At 41.4% G+C, this 21,039-nt stretch carries 20 protein-coding genes and 1 pseudogene (1 of these 21 running past the window's edge); 4 read left to right on the top strand and 17 right to left on the bottom strand.

What is annotated here, in order from left to right; all coding sequences use genetic code 11:
• Positions 1–105: 105 nt before the first annotated feature.
• From RBH91_RS03535 to RBH91_RS03515, 5 genes are all read right to left on the bottom strand, one after another.
• On the bottom strand, positions 106–1,641 hold the full coding sequence (locus tag RBH91_RS03535; RefSeq protein WP_307894650.1) for a glycoside hydrolase family 32 protein: 1,536 nt from the start codon (positions 1,639–1,641) through the stop codon (positions 106–108).
• A gap of 148 nt (positions 1,642–1,789) precedes the next feature.
• Positions 1,790–3,253, bottom strand: a complete 1,464-nt coding sequence (locus RBH91_RS03530; RefSeq protein ID WP_307893491.1) for a glycoside hydrolase family 68 protein — start codon at positions 3,251–3,253, stop codon at positions 1,790–1,792.
• A 261-nt stretch (positions 3,254–3,514) separates the two neighbouring features.
• Positions 3,515–4,801, bottom strand: coding sequence for an ABC transporter substrate-binding protein (locus RBH91_RS03525; RefSeq protein WP_307893490.1), 1,287 nt, complete (start codon positions 4,799–4,801; stop codon positions 3,515–3,517).
• 44 nt (positions 4,802–4,845) lie between these two features.
• Positions 4,846–6,024, bottom strand: coding sequence for a response regulator (locus RBH91_RS03520; RefSeq protein WP_076762760.1), 1,179 nt, complete (start codon positions 6,022–6,024; stop codon positions 4,846–4,848).
• A gap of 52 nt (positions 6,025–6,076) precedes the next feature.
• A complete protein-coding gene (locus RBH91_RS03515) occupies positions 6,077–7,867 on the bottom strand; it encodes a cache domain-containing sensor histidine kinase (RefSeq protein WP_307893489.1) in 1,791 nt (596 codons plus the stop codon).
• A gap of 1,086 nt (positions 7,868–8,953) precedes the next feature.
• On the opposite strand from RBH91_RS03515, the gene RBH91_RS03510 reads away from it, so the two are divergent.
• On the top strand, positions 8,954–9,253 hold the full coding sequence (locus RBH91_RS03510; protein ID WP_307893488.1) for a contact-dependent growth inhibition system immunity protein: 300 nt from the start codon (positions 8,954–8,956) through the stop codon (positions 9,251–9,253).
• Positions 9,254–9,289: 36 nt separating this feature from the next.
• On the opposite strand, the pseudogene RBH91_RS22575 reads toward RBH91_RS03510, so the two are convergent.
• The 3 genes and pseudogenes from RBH91_RS22575 to groES form a co-directional block, all read right to left on the bottom strand.
• Positions 9,290–9,961 (bottom strand): annotated as a pseudogene (locus tag RBH91_RS22575) (peptidoglycan-binding domain-containing protein).
• A gap of 94 nt (positions 9,962–10,055) precedes the next feature.
• On the bottom strand, positions 10,056–11,693 hold the full coding sequence (gene groL / locus RBH91_RS03500) for a chaperonin GroEL (RefSeq protein WP_076762763.1): 1,638 nt from the start codon (positions 11,691–11,693) through the stop codon (positions 10,056–10,058).
• Between the two features lie 50 nt (positions 11,694–11,743).
• Positions 11,744–12,028, bottom strand: coding sequence for a co-chaperone GroES (gene groES / locus RBH91_RS03495; protein WP_003179248.1), 285 nt, complete (start codon positions 12,026–12,028; stop codon positions 11,744–11,746).
• Positions 12,029–12,255: 227 nt separating this feature from the next.
• Between groES and RBH91_RS03490 the strand changes: the two genes are divergently transcribed.
• Positions 12,256–12,990, top strand: a complete 735-nt coding sequence (locus RBH91_RS03490) for a CPBP family intramembrane glutamic endopeptidase (RefSeq protein WP_307893486.1) — start codon at positions 12,256–12,258, stop codon at positions 12,988–12,990.
• Positions 12,990–13,181 (top strand): YdiK family protein, encoded by a 192-nt coding sequence (locus RBH91_RS03485; RefSeq protein ID WP_076762802.1) that lies wholly within the window; start codon positions 12,990–12,992, stop codon positions 13,179–13,181. Before RBH91_RS03490 ends, RBH91_RS03485 begins: the two co-directional genes overlap by 1 nt.
• 48 nt (positions 13,182–13,229) lie before the next feature.
• Here RBH91_RS03485 and tatC read toward each other — a convergent pair whose 3' ends face one another.
• The 4 genes from tatC to moaC are packed head-to-tail and all read right to left on the bottom strand — an operon-like array spanning position 13,230 to position 15,379.
• Positions 13,230–14,006 (bottom strand): twin-arginine translocase subunit TatC, encoded by a 777-nt coding sequence (gene tatC / locus RBH91_RS03480; protein ID WP_094777356.1) that lies wholly within the window; start codon positions 14,004–14,006, stop codon positions 13,230–13,232.
• 6 nt (positions 14,007–14,012) lie between these two features.
• Positions 14,013–14,186: a twin-arginine translocase TatA/TatE family subunit gene (locus RBH91_RS03475; RefSeq protein ID WP_076762766.1), complete on the bottom strand. Its 174-nt coding sequence runs from the start codon at positions 14,184–14,186 to the stop codon at positions 14,013–14,015.
• A gap of 39 nt (positions 14,187–14,225) precedes the next feature.
• Positions 14,226–14,870: a redox-sensing transcriptional repressor Rex gene (locus tag RBH91_RS03470; RefSeq protein ID WP_076762767.1), complete on the bottom strand. Its 645-nt coding sequence runs from the start codon at positions 14,868–14,870 to the stop codon at positions 14,226–14,228.
• A complete protein-coding gene (gene moaC, locus RBH91_RS03465; RefSeq protein WP_076762768.1) occupies positions 14,867–15,379 on the bottom strand; it encodes a cyclic pyranopterin monophosphate synthase MoaC in 513 nt (170 codons plus the stop codon). The genes RBH91_RS03470 and moaC overlap by 4 nt, the downstream gene beginning before the upstream one ends.
• Positions 15,380–15,526: 147 nt before the next feature.
• Between moaC and RBH91_RS03460 the strand changes: the two genes are divergently transcribed.
• On the top strand, positions 15,527–17,455 hold the full coding sequence (locus tag RBH91_RS03460; protein ID WP_307893485.1) for an ABC-F family ATP-binding cassette domain-containing protein: 1,929 nt from the start codon (positions 15,527–15,529) through the stop codon (positions 17,453–17,455).
• 239 nt (positions 17,456–17,694) lie between these two features.
• Here the strand turns inward: RBH91_RS03460 and tsaD are convergent, their stop codons facing one another.
• The 5 genes in view from tsaD to thiL are tightly spaced (at most 12 nt apart) and all read right to left on the bottom strand, a layout consistent with a single transcriptional unit that may run on beyond the window.
• Positions 17,695–18,720: a tRNA (adenosine(37)-N6)-threonylcarbamoyltransferase complex transferase subunit TsaD gene (tsaD, locus tag RBH91_RS03455; protein WP_307893484.1), complete on the bottom strand. Its 1,026-nt coding sequence runs from the start codon at positions 18,718–18,720 to the stop codon at positions 17,695–17,697.
• Positions 18,710–19,168, bottom strand: a complete 459-nt coding sequence (rimI, locus tag RBH91_RS03450; RefSeq protein ID WP_307893483.1) for a ribosomal protein S18-alanine N-acetyltransferase — start codon at positions 19,166–19,168, stop codon at positions 18,710–18,712. Before rimI ends, tsaD begins: the two co-directional genes overlap by 11 nt.
• A 12-nt stretch (positions 19,169–19,180) precedes the next feature.
• Entirely contained in the window at positions 19,181–19,873 is a 693-nt protein-coding gene (tsaB, locus tag RBH91_RS03445) for a tRNA (adenosine(37)-N6)-threonylcarbamoyltransferase complex dimerization subunit type 1 TsaB (protein WP_307893482.1), read from the bottom strand.
• Complete coding sequence (tsaE, locus tag RBH91_RS03440; protein ID WP_076762778.1) at positions 19,854–20,330, bottom strand: tRNA (adenosine(37)-N6)-threonylcarbamoyltransferase complex ATPase subunit type 1 TsaE; 477 nt, start codon at positions 20,328–20,330, stop codon at positions 19,854–19,856. The genes tsaB and tsaE overlap by 20 nt, the downstream gene beginning before the upstream one ends.
• Positions 20,331–20,337: 7 nt before the next feature.
• A protein-coding gene (gene thiL / locus RBH91_RS03435; protein WP_307893481.1) for a thiamine-phosphate kinase crosses the window boundary here: on the bottom strand, positions 20,338–21,039 show its 3' portion. The gene runs 282 nt beyond the window's last position; only the last 702 of its 984 coding nucleotides appear in the window; the start codon falls outside the window, past its right edge — the gene reads right to left on this strand; the stop codon is at positions 20,338–20,340.

Genomic DNA, 21,039 nt, shown 5'->3' with positions numbered 1-21,039 from the left:
GTGTGGAACCGGGCTTACACTAAATAGTGTTTAAAAAAGCTTTACCCATTCATAAATCGTTCGACATATTTCATTTCTCCATCTAAAAAAACCAGTTTGGTCATCTTAATGAATCGAACCAAGATGTTTGATTGTCACATTTTTAAAGATCGCTGTACCGCCTTCGGAGAAAAAGGTGATTCCTTGATCATCTGATTTTGGGTATATTAAATTTGAATGTGTGAACCTTCCATTATCGACAAAGACTTCAATACTACTTTTATCAACAATAATCTTTAAGTGAGCTTGCCGTTTACCAGCATCAAATGGTGTTGTGCTTTCTACCGATTGATTATTTTTGTCAGAGTGGTTTGTTAATGATCGATTGACATAAAAATAATGTCCTTCTGCAAAAATGCCTACATCGACATGGCGTTCTTGATCCGCTGATTCCCGAAGCCTTAAACCTACATTTTTCAGTTCTGACCAAGAGATATCCGTCTCCAACTGGTATACATCACCGGTTACATGAAGTGTTTTTGAGCCGTTTACTTCAATTTGTTCATAGGTATCTGTAGCCTTTGTTAATTTATTTAAAGCGTTAATTGGTTGAGAGACTAGATGATAATTATTGTCTTTGTCATGCTTTAGTTCAATTTGGCGAACAATCGAGTCCATTCCGTTAAACCCTTCTTGCATTGTTGGTGTTTGATGGGCATAATCCCAATTATTCATCCACGCAAAGGCATAACGTTTGTTGTATTTTTCTTTTTCCTTTCCACCCTCAAACGTCACTCCGCCGTACCAATCAAAGCCATAGTCCAGCCATTGAGGTTCGTGGTGATCCGGAAAGAATTCCTTTCCATCAAAATTTCCGGTCCAGTAGGCGTAAGTATTGGGCTTGCCTCGCGATTTACCATTTGCACTAACACCAAGCACCCATTTGAATGTCCCGTTATTGGCTCGCATTACATAAAGATCAGGGCACTCTACGATTCCGATATGTTCCGTAACGAAACTACTCATATAATTCCAATCTTTTAAATTGTGAGATTCATAAAAGCCTATTTTTGTTCCTTCCGCCATGACCATGATCCATTTATGGCTACTATCATCCCAAATGATTTTCGGATCTCGAAAATCTTTTGTTCCCGGATTTGGCATGATAGGATCGTCACTATATGAGGTAAATGTTTTTCCGTGGTCATTACTGTACCATAAAAACTGTTCCTGCTGGCCTCCATCCTTAGAGGGCTGTGTCACAATCGCAATGAGAGCGCCTTTTCCAAACCCCGCTGTATTTTCCTTGTCAATAACGACTGATCCTGACCATGGATCTCCATTTTCGTTTGTATATTTTGGAATGGCTATCCCTTCATCATTCCAGTGCACTAAATCTTCTGATGTGGCATGTCGCCATTCAGTTCCATTTCCATTTGGATAATCACCATTATAGAGATAATAGTAATGATATTTTCCATCCAAATAGATCGGCCTCTGAGGATCATTTTTCCAGTTGTCTGGTGTAGTAAAGTGGTATTTTGCACGGTATGAGGGCTTTTTATGTGTATGAGTCGATTCCTGTGACTTATCCGTTTGTTGCTCAACTGTTGGTTCACGAGACTTAAAGACAAAGTGATTCACTAATCCGATGGCAGTCATGATCAGTAAGCTCGTAATCAAAAAAACCAACGGCTTATATCTCCTTTTATTTTTTACTCGTTTGTCCAATCATTCTCACCGCCCTCAAAAAAAAGTCAAAGCAAAAAGAAAATGCCAATCATGATTGACACTTTCTTTTTTTATAACATTATTCGTTAATTGTGATTTGTCCTTGTTCAAGGATACTATCTTTTACAACAGATGTTTTTGGTCCTTTAATATTAAGTAAAAAGCTTGGTGCAAACGTAGAGTGATGGTCCTCAAAGTAACCTCTGTTTGTCATGTAGCTTGTTACAACCACATTATCGCTATCCTCTTGTGGGATCGCATAATGAGCATAATTCCAAGTAATGTCATAAGGATCAAGATCATGGTGTAATACAAGTCCGGTTTTATTGAGTGGCTTGTATGGTCCAGTTAAGGAATCGGACACATAACCTAACAAGTAAATGTCTTCGTCATCAATACCGTCAATTGTCATTTTAGATCCTCTTGAGCTTGTGAATAAATACCATTTGCCATCCTTTTTAAAGATGTTCGGACGCTCAATTTCATCTGTTACTGTATTTGACACAACCAATGGTTTCATTACTTTATTCAAAGTATAATCATCATTGATTTCAATGATTCCTATTGCACCATTTGCTAAAGTAGCCAGCTCTTTTTTCGAGCTTTTTAACAGCTTATTCTTTTCAGCTTGGAAGAATTTATTACTTCCGCCATAGTAAGCTTTATTGTATAGTGATTCTTCGCCTTCATAACCATATTCTGTTCCCGTATTTGCTTCAAAAATAAGATACTTATGGCCATTATCTTCAATATAATGAGGATCTCTCAATGTATGGTTATTCATGAAATTATCTTCACTGAAAGCTTGATCAACATTTTGATAAACTTTACCGTTTCCACCTTCAAAGATCGATTTAAAATCTTCAACACCTTTAATTTTTAGTGTATCAGCATCTGGTTGAGATAGATTCACTTGAGCTGTTGTTAACGTTTGTTTACCTAAGTGTTTTTCTCCATCCCATGGATGGCGATTTGTGTAAAATAGGCGAACTTCTCCGTCAGACGTTAAAGTTGCAGATCCTGACCATTCTTCAGCTTGATCTTTTAAATACGGATCGTTTGCAGCGTATTTATCACTATCCTTAAATACTCTGCCGGCATTTTTCCAGCTATCAAGTGAATCATCGCCAACTTTTTTATAGAACATGTATATAAAAGTGTCGCTTCCATTGTCAGGGTCTCCTGCTAAACCGAAAACGATATGGTAGCCTTTATATTCTGCCACTGTTCCATCAGCGTTTTGAAGCGGCCAAGTGTCCCATACGTCTATATCCATCAGCTTGCCATTCTCATCATACTTTTTTGCTGAAGGAATGTTTTTAATTGTGGATGCATCGAACTGAGGTACTTCAAATCTTGGATCATCATGTTGTTTGATGATGTTGTACATATCTGAACGAGTGATTTGAGAAGTCCCATACGTTTCTTTGTGATCCAATGTGTCTTTTTGTTTTGCAAGCGAGAGCGGTGCCCCTCCGCCTACTAGAATTGCTGTACCAAGCGTAACGACTGTTGCTTGTTTAACAAGACTTTTGATGTTCATCTTCTTCCTCCCTTAATTTTTTTATGAATGTTTACTAGAAATCTAGCAGCATTCAGACCGTGTTTCATTTACAAATTTCATTATAGTTTAGGTCAAATTCTATGGATATGGCTTATATTGATTAGAATGTTGTCTTAAATTGATCTCGTGCTTTCCGGCAGATTATTAAAAAAATGCCTGCAAAAAATGCGGGCATTTATAAAGAGCTAATCAGCGGATTGATCAACTTTTGAATGTGAATCTCTATACGATGAAGGCGAATTATTGGCTTGCAGCATTATCCCAGGACTTCTGAAACTCTTGCAGCAATTGCTCACGATTCAGCTGTTTTCCTACGTAAAGCTGCATTGCAGTGCCAAATTCAGCTTTTACTCCCACAGGAAAATGAAACCAGTTGGAAGATAACGTCTTTCCCGCTGTTGAGTAACGGATAATTTCATCCGCGAGCGGTCCTAAATGGTCCGTCTCTATGTTTTCAAACGCAGGAATATATTTCAAACGTTCTGTCATAAACATTTTTCCTTGTTTTGAAGAAACCATCCAGTTTAAAAATTTTTTCGCTTCTTTTTTCTTTTCTGGTGTTGCTTGTTTGTTTACAACCCAGTAATTCGGAACACCGACAACTAAGGCATCATTGTTAGGCTCGTCATTAATTGGTATTGGCAGCATTCCTATGTTCATATTTGGTGATAGTTGATCAATGATCGGCTGAATCCAGTTTCCTTGTAGTATCATCGCTGCTTGTCCCTTTGCAAATAAATTCAATTCCATGTTGTAATCTGTTGCGAGCGGACTATCGTTTCCATATTTTGTTGTTACATCGAGCAACTTGATCACATCTTTGAATGTTTGATTGTTCTCAATTTTTCTCGTCTCGTCATTTAGGCCTTTTATAAAAGCAACTGGATCTTCTTGTTTTGCAAATGCAATACTCAATAGGTGGTCACCCAATTTCCACCCTTCATAATAACCGTTTGCAAAAGGAGTAATCCCTGCTTTTTTCAACTTTTCCGCCGCTTCTATTAATTCAGTTAGCGTATTCGGCAACGTATCAATGCCTGCCTTATGAAATAAATCCTTATTATAAATGAATCCGAATCCTTCGAGATTAAATGGCATTCCATAAATTTTCCCATTCAACTTCATTGGGGTTAACGTATCTTCATATGCATGTTCGACCCATGGCTGGTCCGTAAGATCCTCCAAATATTCACTCCAGTGTTTGGCATGTTCGTATCCGGTGTTTGTAAAGATAGCAGGACCGTTACCGGCAGCCATCTGTGCTTTCAGGTCAGAAAGGTCATCGGCGGCCCCGCCCACGGTGTGAATCTGAATATCTACGTTTGGATTTTTCTTTTCATAAGCGTTTACCATTTGTTCGAACTGCGTAGATATTTCTACTTTCGGATTTCGAACCTTTAATATGATTTTTTCCTCCGCAAGTTCCGGTTCTTTTGATTCCGATACCTTCTTCATCTTCGTCTGACATTCCGAAAGAGATAGGCTGAGTATGCCAACTAAAAACATGTGAAATATCCCTTTTTTCATCGATTCACCCCAATCGTTCACTCAAAAGATATGAAAAAGGTGGATTATCTACTTCCAACTTTGAGCTTCTTCCCGTCGTTGCGGTACTCAAAAGGTGTCATGCCAACGACCTTTTTGAATAACTTTGAAAAGTATTTCTCGTCCTGATAGCCAAGCATTAAGGAAATGGAATAAATACTTTCTTCCGTTTCACTTAACCAACATTTTGCTTGATCGATTCTAAGTTTCATGATGTATTTGGACAGAGTCATTCCCGTTTCTTGTTTGAACTTTCTTGATATGTGCTCACGACTCAAAAAGAACCGGTTTGATAGTTTTTCCAAACTCAATTCCTTCATGTAGTGCATTTCAACATAAGAAACAATATCCTTCATGCGACAGGCGTCATCCAGATCATTTAAACGATGAATCGATCTGAAGTTTTGCTCTTCCACTGCTTTTTGTAAAGACTGAAACGATTTCGGGATCTCTTCCAATGATTTTATTGGTTGACCAGTAACAAGACGAACAGGGATATCAAATTCATGACTAATCCATTCTTCAACAGATAACCATTCGCCCTGTACAGTCATAACTAAACAAAGACTTTGATCATCCTGAAGCGTAAATGCATTTCCAAGTCCCTGATCGACAAGCTGATCAGCAAGCCTTTGAATGTATGGATCAGAATGGTGCATTTGATAAAAGGAAATGAGTGTAAGATCGTACTCATCAGCTGAGGGAAGACATAAAGCAATTTCATTCATGTCAAAAGGTTCACCGTTGCAAGCCTCTGTAACTAACTGATTCATACGAAGCCTTTTAACATCTTCATAAACACCGGTCTCTTTATATTGACGATCCTTCTCTTCACTTGCCCAGCATTTAACAGCTTCCTCCAACGTTTTATTAAATGCATCAGCTTCAATCGGCTTCAATAAATAATCAAAGCTGCCGCACTTAATTGCTTTACGCATATATGAATAATCGTCAAAACCTGTGATTAAAATGACTTTTCCAGGATAAGACATGGCATCTAACCACTCCATTAATTCTATACCGCTTATTCCAGGCATTTTCACGTCTGTAAAGACGATCTCCGGATTCTCCCTTTGAATAACTTTTTTTGCTTCTTCTCCATTACTTGCTTCGAAGATATCAGTAATACCGTACTTTTTCCACTGTCCCAAATGACGGATGACATCACGCACATTAAATTCATCATCTACAATTAGAGCCTTCATATTTTTTTCATCCTCCTTACAAGATACGAGTAAACATTTTCTGTTTGGATGACTATGAAACAATCTCTTCATTTGCAATCTTTGAATCTAACGGAATCATGAGTCGAACGAAAAATCCGTGTCCTTGCTTCCGATCCAGCTCTAATCCAGCATCTTGTCCATAATTTAGAACTAGTCGGTCATGAATATTTTTCAAACCGATATGCTCGCGGGAATACGTTCCTTCATCAGAAGCCGTATAGATCTTTTCCCTTAATGTTTGCAGCTCTTCATGTGTCATACTGGGCCCGTCATTTTCTACCACGAGATGTAACAATTCTCCTTGGATTTCTCCATAAATGTTTAAATGTGAGTGATAGAAACCTTCTTCATAACAGTGTTTAAAAAAGTTTTCAACGAGCGGTTGAAGAATCATACTTGGAATTTTCATAGCAAGGATTGTTTCGTTTATTTGAATAGAATAATTTAAACCGCTTCCAAAACGCTCCATTTGAAGAAATAAGTATGATTGAATATACTCCACTTCTTCTCGAACCAATACCCACTGATCTGCCCGAATAGAGTACCGCATCATTTTCGATAAATACGTGACCAATTGGTAAACTTTAGGAGATTGATCTCTTAAGGCGACCGCCCCTATTGATTGTAATGCGTTAAATAAAAAGTGCGGGTTAACTTGGGATTTGAGCGCTCTGAATTGGTTTTTCCGATTTTCAATTTCCAGTTTATATTCACGTTCAATATGCAGATTAATTCGGTCCATCATGTCCTTCATATGATTTTCTAAAAGGCCGATTTCGTCTTCTCTGCTGTCATCAAAAGGGATATCCGTATTTCCGCCTTCAATTGATTCCACTTTCCTGCTAAGAAGTTTAATTGGACTCGTAATTTTGTAAGTAATAATACTTATCATCATTAACCCCAGCAATCCTACTCCGATCCCAACAAGTATGTTAGTATATGCGGTCTGCCTGACATCATGAAATAATACGTGACTAGGAGTTATCTTGACTAGTTTCCATTGATTTAGTGGTTTTGATAAGGTTTTCGATAAGATAATATCTTCTTCCCCAACATTTTCAGCTGTATCGATTATCTTTAGTAAATCAGGAGGAATGGGCTTACCTATAAGTGCTTGATTACTTGCATACATGACACGATGATTTGAATCTAGCAGTAATACGGACTCTTCTTCATGATGAACAATACTTTTGCATATACGTGCATATCCATCTAAATCGAAATCAATCGTAATGATTCCGAGAAATTCGTTTGAAAGCACATCTACCAATTTATGATGAATCGTCATCACCATTGTGGTATCCGCTTCTGGAATAATTGCGGCATTATTATAGTTCTCAATTCGATGCGGAGGCTCAATCATATACTTTAAGTTAGAGTGATAAAGTTTATGAATTGAATGTTCCTTTAATAAATCTGGTTGAGGTTTACGAGCACTGACCATCGTATTGTAAACAGTAAACGATTCTTTATCCTTATCAATATAAAAGCGGACCTGACGAATTTCGTTTCGCATGAGAGAAAAAGTTTCGATGCTTTTTTCAACAGCAATCGGATTAAAATAAATGGAATCTTCAAAGCCATTTTGAAAAATTCGGTATAAATCAGGAGTTCGATATAAATTATATGAAAGATTGATCTTATCATGAAAATATTGCTGCAGTTCCTCCGACAATGTCTCCATTTGATCATGACTAACTTCAAGCTCGTGCTCTTCAACACTTTTTTTCGTATATTCATAAATCAAAAAAACGGAAAAAAAATACGGCAGGATAATAAAAGTAAGCAGCATGAACAATAAACGACTTTGAATACTCTTCATTTAAAATACTCCTTTCGTGAATATGGAGTCCAAATTAACATGCCTTTTTCATAAGAGAATTAGAAAGTATGCAAATGACATATAATGAACCTCCATCAAAAGGAGTTCTATTAAAATCAGCAAATCTAAATTTGAGTATATAAAAATGTTCTTTAACGTTTAGGCATCCTTAATACTTTTTATTTAAATTTATTTGAATATGTATGTCAACATAGGACAAATAGGTTAAAAAAAAATAAAGAATTATAAAATTTCCTTGTTATAGCGCATTTTGAAAACGGTTGCCAAAACAAACGAAACCGCTGTCATCATAAGTGAAATGAATCTTAATGACTAGAAAATCATTGATTGTTACAATAATGCAGGAAAATATAATTATTTGTTGTAACAATCTAAATAAATCCCCATAAAAATATGGGTTGTTACGAAATTATGTTATTTTGGAATAGAATCAGGAATTTGTTTTTCCCGCAAAAGAGCCTTCAAAAAGAAGATTTCCAATGTCTTTTGAAGGCTTTTTTCATATCCAAAACTCGGTGATTGCCGAACCTTTAGTAGACAGCAAAACCGCAGCTGCATTTATTCCTAACAGCTAAAACAATCTTCTATGCTAAAATTTTATTCTTTTTTAATGTAATTTAAAGAGAAGCGGCATTTGCTGCTCTCTTTTCATCGCATTCCCTCACAAGATCTCAAACAGTTTTGAACATAGTTCAATTAAACGGCGAAAAGAAGGTGAATAAATGACATGCCCAAGACAAAACAAAAGGATTGTTTGTACTAGAGGGTTTTGAGTTAGTTGGTGATGGTCAGTTCTTCTAACCTTCAGTACAGGTCTTCCTCTTTTTCTTATATAGGTTTTTTATCCTGAATCTTATGATTCATTTTCATGGATGCTAAGGATTTCCCCACCAATATATTTCCACGAAACAGGAAACTCTTTCCTTATATGTCACTTTAGTATTAGAGGAGAATGCCATGAAGACCCTTGACGTTCAGGCGTTGCATCATGCAATTGACCAAACGTGGAACAATTAAAAAAGCAATCAGAAGAAATCGGCAAAGTCAAAAAAGAGGTGAATAATAATGATTGAAATAAAAATTTCTGATCCTGTCTATCAATTTCTAAGTGGGATTTTCCATCAAGACATTGAATCTCCAGAGTCAGCACTTGAAGAGTATTTAGATGAGGTATCCAAAAAGGAACAAGAAGACGATGTAATTGCTCTAACCGAATTTATGAACAGTCCGTATTCAGAAGAAGACAAGAATGATTTTATAGAGGAAGCTGCCGATGGTGTAGATTTCCTTAGTTATGAAGTATCTCCATTGATTTGGCTTAAACAAGTTACTCAAAAAATAGAAAACAATATCAAAGCTTTATAATCACTTACTAGTCCCTTGAATCCTCAGGGGCCATTTTTATTTCAATAACGATTCAAGTTTCGCTTTCGTTTTCAGCCCGTAATAACCATCTGTGCCGTTGTTTTTGGCTCCTTTGTCTGGATAGAAATAAAGAGCAGCGAGCACCTCCTGAAACTGCCGCACAGCTGTTCCTTTAATCATCAGGTTTTCCACTTTATAGATTCCGGTCGGCAACTTGTAAGATGATTTTTACCGCTTGAAGGTGACTTTTTCTCTTCAATGTCCTGAAAAGCTTTTTCGGTTGCCGGGCCATAAATGCCATCAACCGCTATTCCGGATTTCTTTTAAAGGGCTTTAACGGCTTATACAGTTTCGTTTCCGTAAGAGCCATGGGCATCGTCCCTCAGCTTGCAGCAATCAGACGTTTTTGCAACTCTTTGACTTCAGATTTGGATGAACCTTTTTTCAAGATAGTCCCTGCAGAATTTCTCGTCTTGCTTCGTGGATGTCGTTATTTTTGAAACGATTTTATTCCCGAGCAAGTTATGGACTTTTTTGCGAAATACCGCAAGCTTGCTTGAATCGCTCACTCACGGGCGGGCAATTTTTGTTTGCCACCTCCATAATGACGGATTTTGTCAGCAAATAGCGTAATGCTTATACAGATCTGCCCTCAATTTCAGCGGTATTTTGAAATGTTTCACTGTGAATCACTTTTTTAAAACACATTGCAACACCGGGCTCTGTTCGGGAATTTAAACGATTGATAGAGTAAAAAAGAAAAAACCCCTTGATTTCTCAAGGGGTTTCAGCGGCTGGGGGCTTACATCATGCCGCCCATGCCACCCATTCCGCCCATGTCAGGCATTCCTGCGCCGCCGCCTTTGTTTTCTTCAGGCTTGTCAGCGACAACTGCTTCAGTTGTCAGGAACATCGCTGCTACAGATGCTGCGTTTTGCAGAGCGTAGCGTGTCACTTTTGTCGGGTCGACGATGCCTTTGTCGATCATGTTGACCCATTCGCCAGTTGCAGCGTTGTAGCCGACACCGATTTCTTCGCCTTTCAGGCGCTCAACGATGACAGATCCTTCAAGACCGGCATTGTGCGCGATTTGGCGGATCGGCTCTTCAAGAGCGCGAAGAACGATGTTGATACCAGTCAGTTCGTCGCCTTCAGCATTAAGAGCAGCTACTTTATTGTATACATTGACAAGAGCTGTACCTCCGCCTGATACGATTCCTTCTTCTACCGCAGCGCGAGTAGAGTTCAGGGCGTCTTCGATGCGAAGCTTGCGTTCTTTCAGTTCTGTCTCAGTCGCAGCACCGACTTTGATGACAGCTACACCGCCGGCAAGTTTAGCAAGGCGCTCTTGTAATTTTTCTTTATCGAACTCAGAAGTTGTTTCTTCAACTTGAGCGCGGATTTGGTTGACGCGTGCCGCGATTTGTTCTGCATCTCCGGCGCCTTCAACGATTGTTGTGTTTTCTTTTGTGACAACGACTTTAGAAGCGCGTCCCAATTGGCCGATTTCAGTTGATTTAAGGTCTAGGCCTAAATCTTCTGTGATCACTTCTGCACCTGTCAGAATAGAGATATCTTCAAGCATCGCTTTGCGGCGGTCCCCGAATCCAGGAGCTTTAACAGCTACTGCATTGAATGTTCCGCGAAGCTTGTTGACTACAAGTGTTGCAAGAGCTTCACCTTCAACGTCTTCAGCAATCAGAAGCAACGGCTTGCCTTGTTGAACGACTTGTTCAAGCACCGGCAGGATTTCTTGAATGTTTGTGATTTTCTTATCTGTCACTAAGATGTACGGATTTTCAAGAACCGCTTCCATCTTATCAGAATCCGTCACCATGTATGGAGACGCATATCCGCGGTCGAACTGCATACCTTCAACCACTTCAAGCTCAGTCGTGAAGCCTTTGGATTCTTCGATTGTGATGACACCGTCGTTGCCGACGCGCTCCATCGCTTCTGCAATCAGGCTTCCGACTTCCTCGTCAGCCGCTGAAATCGCAGCAACCTGTGAGATGGACTCTTTGCCTTCGATTGGTTTAGAGATTTCTTTCAGGCTTTCAACCGCCACGGCAACAGCCTGCTCAATTCCTTTACGGACGCCCACAGGATTGGCTCCGGCTGTTACGTTTTTAAGACCTTCGCGAATCATCGCCTGGGCTAGAACTGTCGCTGTTGTTGTACCGTCACCGGCCACATCGTTTGTTTTGCTCGCAACTTCAGCAACAAGCTTTGCACCCATGTTTTCAAAAGCATCTTCAAGTTCGATTTCTTTCGCGATGGTTACACCGTCGTTTGTGATAAGTGGAGAACCGAATTTTTTCTCAAGAACGACGTTGCGTCCTTTAGGTCCCAAAGTTACCTTTACTGCATCCGCCAATGCATCTACACCGCGCAGCATTGAACGGCGGGCTTCTTCGCTAAACTTAATATCTTTTGCCATGTTATTCAAACCTCCTCAGGATTGTGTAAAGATTTGATTTTATTTATGTCTTAGCCGATAACAGCTAAAATGTCGCTTTCACGCAAGATTAAGTAATCAGTACCTTCATACTTCACTTCGGTACCTGCATATTTTGAGAAGATGATGCGGTCGCCTGTTTTAACTTCTAATGCAACGCGCTCTCCGCTCTCTAATACACGGCCTGAACCGGCAGCAACCACTTTACCCTCTTGGGGTTTTTCTTTTGCGGAGTCAGGAAGTACGATTCCGCTAGCAGTTTTTTCTTCAGACTCAACGAGCTCAATGACAACGCGATCACCTAATGGCTTTAACAATGAAACAACCTCCTCAATATTTTCATATGTAATTTTAGCACTCGCATCTGTTGAGTGCTAACACAATTATTATAATAAAGAATCTCCCAGGCAATTTCAAGTGATAAGATTAAAATTTTTTGCGCTTACATTTTTTAATGCTCATCCTTATCGCCCTATAATTTAAAAAGAGGTGTGTTACAATAAACATAGTCTGTATTACATTTTAGAAAAGGAGTACATACGGCTTGAGAAAACAATATTGGTTTATTATTTTGACATATGTCCTCATGCAGTTGTCGGCTGCTGTCGGCCTTCCCCTGCTGTACTTTTTGGGCGTGGGAAGAGGCATGGCGCCCGCCGAAGCAAAGCTTACACTGACAGGCGTGTGGTCGGTCATCGCCTTTCCCCTCTGCCTTGTCATCGTGCTGCTGATCCTGAGGACGGTGCCGAAAACAACGCTTCGCAACGGTTCGAAAGCATCTGTTGGAGCATCTATCGGATGGGCTGTCGGCGGTGTTTTTCTTGCCCTGTTTGCCCAATCGATTGCCGCTTCGATCGAAATGAACTTGTTCGGGGTCAACCCGGAATCGGAAAATACACAGCGCATCATGGAAATCATCAGCACATTGCCGCTGATGATGTTTGTCTCTTCTGTGTTCGGTCCGATCCTTGAGGAAATCATTTTCAGAAAGATTATATTCGGCGCGATCTACGAAAAAACTAATTTTTTCATCGCCGCTCTCTTTAGTTCCGTGATCTTCTCGGTTGTCCATATGGATTTCTCACACCTTTTAATCTACACGGCAATGGGATTCACATTCGCCTTTTTATACGTCAGGACAAACCGGATTATCGTTCCCATTTTCGCCCATGTCGCCATGAATACGCTTGTTGTCTTGCTGCAGACTTTCCGAGGGCCGATTGAAGAATATTTGGAGCGATTGGAGAAATTGCAGTTGATTATTGGAGGATTTTTATGATGAGAAGCCCTAAGTTTTGGGGATTGATTTATTTGTTGACAGGCGTGCTGTTTACATATCTGGCAGCTACCTCACCGGGAAACATGTGGTCTTTTTACACCATTCTTCTGATGCTTTTCGCTGCCTATAATATCAGCATTTCCTTTAAAATGTTCGCCTTGTCGAGCAAACTGAAACGAAAAGATCAATAACCCTGTACTGATAGAAAAGAGCCATTCTCGGAATATGAGGATGGCTCTTTATTTGATTTGGTCTTTTAAAAACGCTTGATTTTCCTCTTGGATAACTGTTTTTTGCGCCTGCCTGTAAGATATTCTGGAAATCACGATACTGACCTCATATAGGAATAATAAAGGCACTGAAACCATTAAATGAGACAAAAGCTCGGGCGGTGTGATGAGCGCCGCAATGACAAACAAAACAAAGTAAGCATACTTTCTGATCTTTGCCAAAAACATGGGCGTCACCAGTCCGAGCCTTGTAATAAACATGATGACCACAGGCATCTGAAACAATAAGCCGAAAGGAAGCGTTAATTGCAGCAGAAACTGAAAATACTCATGTACTCCGATGACTTGATTTACATGCAAATCATCGGAGATTCTCGTCATAAAATCAACGACAAACGGAAATAAAATAAAGTAAGAAAAGGCAATGCCGCCTAAAAAGAGTATGATCGATACCGGAATATAGCTGAGCGTCACTTTGCGTTCTTTCTTATACAGCCCCGGGCTGATAAAAGCCCACAGCTGATATAAAATAAGCGGCGAAGTCAAGACAGCGCCGATAATGAAGGCGAACTGCACATACACAAATAAAGGGTCTGTCAGCTTGAACGCATTAAGCGTCAGCCGTTTCGCCTCATCCGTCTGCTGCAGATAAATGATCAACGGCTTTGCCAAAAAAAAGCCTGCTGCAACAAAAACGGCAAAAAAGAAAAAAATGATCACGAACCGTTTTCGAAGTTCTGTGATATGTTCTACCAGCGACATTTCTTTTCCCTTCATAAATGTCATCCTATCCTACTGATCTTCTTTCTTTTTATCGGAATCGTCATCTGCTAACCCTTTTGTTGCATTTTTAAATTCCCGCAACGTATTTCCCGCCGCTTTTCCAAGCTCGGGAAGTTTTTTCGGGCCGAAAATCAAAAGCGCCACCACGACGATTAAAATAAAGCTTCCAGGACCGATCGGCATAAAGCCTGCCCCCTTTCCTTTATTTTTAAGTTTCCCGTTTTACTTTTCATTCATTGAATAATGTTTCAGAAAATACACGAGTGACTGAAGTTCAACCGCCAAATCTATATGATGAATCCGAATGTGTTCCGGCACATTCAAACGAGCCGGCGTAAAATTAAGAATGCCTTTAATGCCCAGCGCAACAAGCCTGTCTGTAATGGATTGCGCGGCTTGGGCCGGAACCGTCAAAATGGCGACGGGTATATCATCTGTCATATGCTCTTCAAGCTTGTTTAAGTCATAGACGGGAACACCGCCAACTTCCGTCCCGATTTTGTGCTCATTGATATCAAAAGCCATTGCAATTTTAGTATTATTGTTTTTGATAAAATTGTAATGGAGAAAGGCTGTCCCTAAATTTCCCACGCCAATGAGCGTTACGTTTGTCATTTCATCCTGATCAAGCGTCTTTCTGAAAAAGGACAGCAGATAATTGACATTGTAGCCGTACCCTTTTTTACCGAGCGCGCCAAAGTACGAAAAATCCCTGCGGATTGTCGCGGAATCGACCTTTACGGCATCGCTCAGTTCTGCGGATGATACACGCTGTTTCCCGGATGCATGAAGGTTTTTTAAAAAACGATAATATAACGGCAGCCGCTTCGCTGTCGCTTGCGGAATTTTTGAATGATCCATGTTCATAAGCGATCCTCCATGTCTACATCAGCTTTTTCCCTTTTATAGTCACCGTTTTTTCCGCCTGTCTTTTCTGCAAGACAGGTCGGGCCTATCACCATTCCCTTATCCGCCGCTTTACACATGTCATAGACGGTAAGCGCACATACGGAAGCAGAAGTTAACGCTTCCATTTCCACACCTGTGCTCCCTTTTGTCTTGACTTTAGACTGAATGTGCAAAATGCTTTTCTGTTCTTTTTCCTCCCATTGAAAGGCAATATCGACTCCCTTGAGGGCAATCGGATGGCACATCGGGATGATAACTGATGTTTGTTTTGCAGCCATGATGCCGGCCACTTGCGCCACTGCCAAAACATCGCCTTTTCCCATTTCTTGATTCTTGATTTTTTCATGCACGTCTCTGTTCATTGACACGCTTGAAATGGCCACAGCAGTGCGGACTGAAGCTCCCTTTTCACTTATATCAACCATCTTGGCTCTGCCTTGTTCATTAAAGTGTGTAAATTCATTCATGATCATAACTCTCCTTATAACGATCATACACTATTTTCTTCGTTCTGTCTTTTTCTTTTGGTTAAAATCTTCCAGACCCCGCTTAATTGTTTGCTGACTGCTATCTGATAGGCTACACTTAAACTAGCAAACAAGAGGTGAAATATCATGATGATCTTACAAGTCAATCAGCTCTCAAAATCATTTGGAGCCGATTCTATTTTAACGAATATAAAGCTGGAAGTCAGATCACGGGATCGGATTGCAATCGTCGGACGCAACGGTGCCGGAAAATCTACTTTTTTAAAAATTATTGCCGGACGGCTGTCTTATGAAGAAGGAGAAATCATCAAGCCGAAGGATTTGACGATGGGCTATCTTGATCAGCATTCAGGGCTTGATTCCAAGCTGACAATTAAAGAAGAGCTCCTGTCGGTATTTGATTTTCTGAAAAAGATGGAAAAAGAGATGCGTTCAATAGAAGAACAAATGGCGCACGCTGATCCAGACAAGCTGGAATCCTTAATGAAAACATATGACAGACTGCAGCAGGAGTTTAAAGACAAAGGCGGCTATCAATATGAAGCTGAAGTCAGATCAGTGATGCACGGGCTTGGATTTGCCGGATTTGACGACTCGGCCCGCGTACAGGACTTGAGCGGAGGGCAAAAAACAAGGCTTGCTCTCGGAAAAATGCTTCTGACAAAGCCGGATCTGCTCATTCTCGATGAACCGACAAACCACCTGGACATCGACACGCTGACATGGCTGGAGCAATATTTGCAAAACTACAGCGGAGCGATTTTAATCGTCTCCCATGACAGGTACTTTCTCGATAAAGTTGTCAACCAGGTTTATGAGATTTCCCGATCCCAAAGCAAAAAATACAGCGGAAACTACAGCTCTTATCTTAAAATGAAGGCGGAACAACTTGAAAAAGAAACGAAGCTTTATGAAAAGCAGCAGGACGAAATCGCCAAGCTGCAGGACTTCGTCGACCGCAATTTAGCCAGGGCTTCAACGACAAAGCGCGCGCAGAGCAGAAGAAAACAGCTTGAACGAATGGAAGTCATGGACAAACCATTGGGAGATGAAAAGTCGGCGTCCTTCCGCTTTGACATTGCAAGACAAAGCGGAAACGATGTGCTCCGGGTTGAGGATTTGACGATCAGCTATCAGGATCAGCCCCCGCTCCTCCGCTCATTGGCTTTTCATATTGCGCGCGGGGAAAGCGTGGCGCTCGTCGGCCCGAACGGAATCGGCAAATCCACTCTGTTAAAAACGCTGGTTCAGAAGCTGAAGCCTGTAACGGGATCGATTTCGACAGGCTCACATGTCTCCATCGGCTATTATGACCAGGAACAGACTGAGCTGACCTCGTCAAAACGCGTGCTTGACGAACTTTGGGACGACTATCCGGAAATGAATGAGAAAGATATCCGAACCTGTCTCGGCAACTTTCTGTTCTCTGGAGATGATGTGTTAAAGCCGGTACACGCTTTAAGCGGCGGAGAGAAAGCACGGCTCGCACTTGCGAAACTGATGCTTCAAAAAGGCAATTTTCTCATTCTTGATGAGCCGACAAACCATCTCGATTTAGACAGCAAGGAAGTATTGGAAAACGCTTTGATCGAATATCCGGGAACGATTTTATTTGTCTCTCATGACCGCTATTTTATCAACCGCATCGCAACAAAAGTATTTGAACTTTCTCCTGAAAGAGTCGAAGAATATTTAGGGGACTACGATTATTATACAGAAAAAAAAGCACAGCAGCTGGAGCTTGAAGAATTGGAAAAACAACAAGCGGAAGAGCGGAATCAATCTGTATCAGAAAAGGCGGGAACAAAACGCAGCTATGAAGAAGAAAAAGAGTGGAAAAGAAAAGAACGCCAGCGTCAGCGCCGCATAGAAGAAATCGAAACAAGAATTACGGCCATCGAAGGTAAAATTGAACAGAACGAAGAGCTTCTTTGCGAACCGGATATCTTTCAAGACCATGAAAAAGTCCAGGATATCCACGCCGAAAATGAAGAATTGAATGATGAGCTCGAACAGCTATTATCAGAATGGGAAGCACTTTCTACAAATGAATAAATCCAAAAACCGCTTCTGGAATGAAGCGGTTTTTTGTCCACAAAACAAACCCTTTGTTAAAAACAAAGAAAGCGTTTTACCCACATTATCCACAAAAATATAATGTTTATACACAATGTTAACAGGTAAAAAAGCTCTATAGAACAAGCTTTAAAATATTATACACAGGCCTGTGGATACATGTTAATAATATGTTAGTAACATGTATTTCGTAAAAAAACCCCACTTTTTGTGAGGTTCTAATAGGAAGTCAGTTCTAAGCCGGGCTGGCCGTTCATATCATATCTTCCCCTGATGCCTTTTTCAAAAGCGACGGTCCCTGCAGCTGCAATCATCGCCGCATTATCTGTGCATAGCGAAAGGGGCGGAATCAGGAGCTGAATATCCGGATAGCTGCTGAATGTCTTCTCAAGAGCCGTCCTAAGCCCTTTGTTTGCGGCAACCCCTCCTGCAAGCAATACTTGCTTGACGCCGTATTCCTTTGCAGCACGTTCCGTTTTTGTCACGAGGACATCAATGACACTTTCTTGAAAGCTCGCGGATAAATCTTCCGGGGGAATGGTTTCTCCCTTTTGTGAAGCATTGTGAAGCGTGTTGATAACCGCCGATTTGAGGCCGCTGAAGCTGAAATGATACGACCCCTCTTCAAGCCATGCGCGCGGCAATGGCACGTTTGCTTCGCCTTTTTGAGCGAGTTTGTCAATGTGCGGGCCTCCCGGATAAGGCAGACCCATTGTTCTTGCCACTTTATCATACGCTTCGCCTGCCGCATCATCGAGCGTTTCTCCAATGACTTCAAATGATCCGTGTTCTTTCATATACACGAGTTCGGTATGTCCTCCTGAGACGACTAGCGCAAGCGTCGGAAAATCAATTTCCCGGACAAGCCGGTTGGCATAAATATGTCCGGCAATATGGTGAACGCCCACCAGCGGAATATTGCGGGCAAAACTCAGCGCTTTTGCAGCATTTACGCCGATCAGCAAAGCGCCGACAAGGCCGGGTCCTTCGGTTACTGCAATTGCATCCATATCATCAAAAGTCATTCCCGACTGTGAAAAGGTTTCTTCCAGCACAATCGTCATCTGCTCCACATGATGCCTGGACGCGATTTCAGGGACGACTCCCCCAAATCGTTTATGGCTTTCAATTTGAGACGCAACTACGTTTGCGACAATTTCTGTACCGTTTTTAACGATGGCGGCGGCGGTTTCGTCACAGCTTGTCTCAATTCCCAATACATACAGATCTTGTTTATGATTCATTTAGTCTCACCCACATTAATAATGCATCTTCTCCATTGTCAGTATAGTAATTTTTCCGAATTCCTCCCGGCTGAAAACCGAGTTTTTGATATAAGCTTTGCGCAATATGATTTGATACCCTCACCTCTAAAGAAAGCTGGACTGCCTTCTTCATCCGGCACAGCTTCATGGCGGCTTTTAGAAGAGCTTCCCCTAAATGGCGGCCTCTGTATGCAGGTGACACAGCAATGTTGGTAATCTGTGCATCATCCATCACAATCCAGATCCCGCAGTAGCCGATGACTTGGTCTTCTATTTCGAGAACAAGATAATGCGCATACATATTGTGATCAAGCTCATGGTGAAAAGACTCTTTTTTCCACGGAGATGAAAAAGAGATTCTTTCAATTTCAAACACTTGATCCACATCTTTTGGCGCCATATCGCGTATGACCATTTGAGTATTCATGGCTTCACCCGTTCACTTTTGTTTTTCCAGCCATACGGCTTCCGCTTCAGCCAGGCGAATATAGTTTGGAACAAGGCCGTGTACAGGTTCAGGCTCTTTAGTTTCTCCGATCAACGCCAATTCAGAAGGCCGAGGAAGCTGAAGGGCAGGCCCTGCAATCACAGCCTGCTCGCCGAGTATCTGCTTGATCAAGTCCCTGTGTATTTCAGTATCATTGCCTAAAAACAGGACTTGCTGTTCCATTGCTTTCAGCTTTTTAAGCCAATCTTCAAACAGAATATTTTGATCCTCTTCTAAAGCCTGAAGTCTGCTATTGTCATCATAGCGATAAAGTCCTGTATAAACCTGCCCGCGCCTGGCATCAAACAACGGACAAATCAAGCCGGGGAAAAAACGGCCGTTGGCAGCCAGCACTTCAAGGCTGGAAACGGCCGCAACCGGAATATTCAACGACCATGCAAGCGTTTTTGCGATCGTGATGCCAATCCGAACCCCGGTATAAGATCCCGGTCCTTTCGCCACGGCAATTTTGGTCAGATCGCCAGGCTGAAGTCCGCATTCTTTAAGAAGCTCATCAATTGCCGGCATCGCCCTGACAGAATGATTTTTTTTCAGATGGGATATATGCTCGGCTATCACTTTTCCATCTCTGGTTAAAGCAGCCCCAAGTGTTAAGTTTGATGTATCAATCGCAAGTATCGTCATGTTTACTTATCTCCTTGCAAAGATTTTCGTACCTGCTGCCTTTTGGAGAAAAGGTCAGCTTTCGTTCATCATCGCCAAGCCGTTTTATGACAATTTCAAGGCGATCCTTTGGAAGCTGCTCATCGATCAGATGAGCCCATTCCACGAGGCAGACTCCTTCTCCTTCAAAGTACTCATCTAATCCGAGATCTTCCGCCTCATCTTCCACTCTGTAGACATCCATATGATACAGTGGAAGAGCACCGTCACGGTATTCTTTTATGATGGTGAAGGTCGGACTGCTGACAACCCGCTGAATGCCGAGTCCTTCCGCAAACCCTTTTGTAAAGGTCGTTTTGCCGGCTCCAAGATCGCCCTCCAATGTAATGACATCCCCAGGCTGAACATATCTGGCGGTCAATCTGGCAATATCCTTTGTTTGTTCAGGTTCTGTCGTTTTCCATTCTACTGTTTTCACCTTTATGTCACCTGTCTTGTTTAAAATGATTGTATCCTTTTTTCTCTAGCCGAACGGAGTCTTGTCCGTTATGATAGAAAACTTGTGCATCTCCAGATTGATGAATGCGGCCGATCTGATAAATCGGGATTCGGTGAACGGAGCAGTCTTGATAAAAATGTTCCCACTGGTCGCCTGAAATCGAACCGACTAGCTCAAAATCTTCGCCGCCGAACAGGACCCACTCTTCCCACCTGGTATGCAGTGTATGTAAATCCGAATGTACGGGGATTAAATCTTTATATATGTCAATGGAAACACGGCTTGCTTCAGCAATTTCATTTAATTCGCTGGCAAGTCCGTCACTGATATCGTTAAGCGCCACATGGTGATAGCGTGAACAGATCAAACCGGCTTCCACCCTCGGAGTCGGTCTTTTATGCCGATTGATAAAATACTGCGCCTGGGCCTTATCCTTTATCGGTGTTTTCTCCAATAAAAACGACAGGCCCGCAGCTGATGAACCCAGTTCTCCTGTCACAAAAACGACATCTCCCGGTTGTGCGTGGCTTCGCTGACAAGCTTTGCCTTTTTTGATCTCGCCGATCACCGTAACGGTTATCACCATCTGTCCTTTGGTCGAGACGGTATCACCGCCGATTAAATCCATTCGATATAGTTTCGCCAGTTTGCTCATTTCTTCATACATGGCTTCCATATCCGAAGCGTG

The sequence above is a fragment of the Bacillus swezeyi genome (genome assembly GCF_030908325.1).
GTDB lineage: Bacteria > Bacillota > Bacilli > Bacillales > Bacillaceae > Bacillus > Bacillus swezeyi.
Note: the sequence above shows the minus strand (reverse complement) of the source record. Positions and strands in the feature narration are given on the sequence as shown.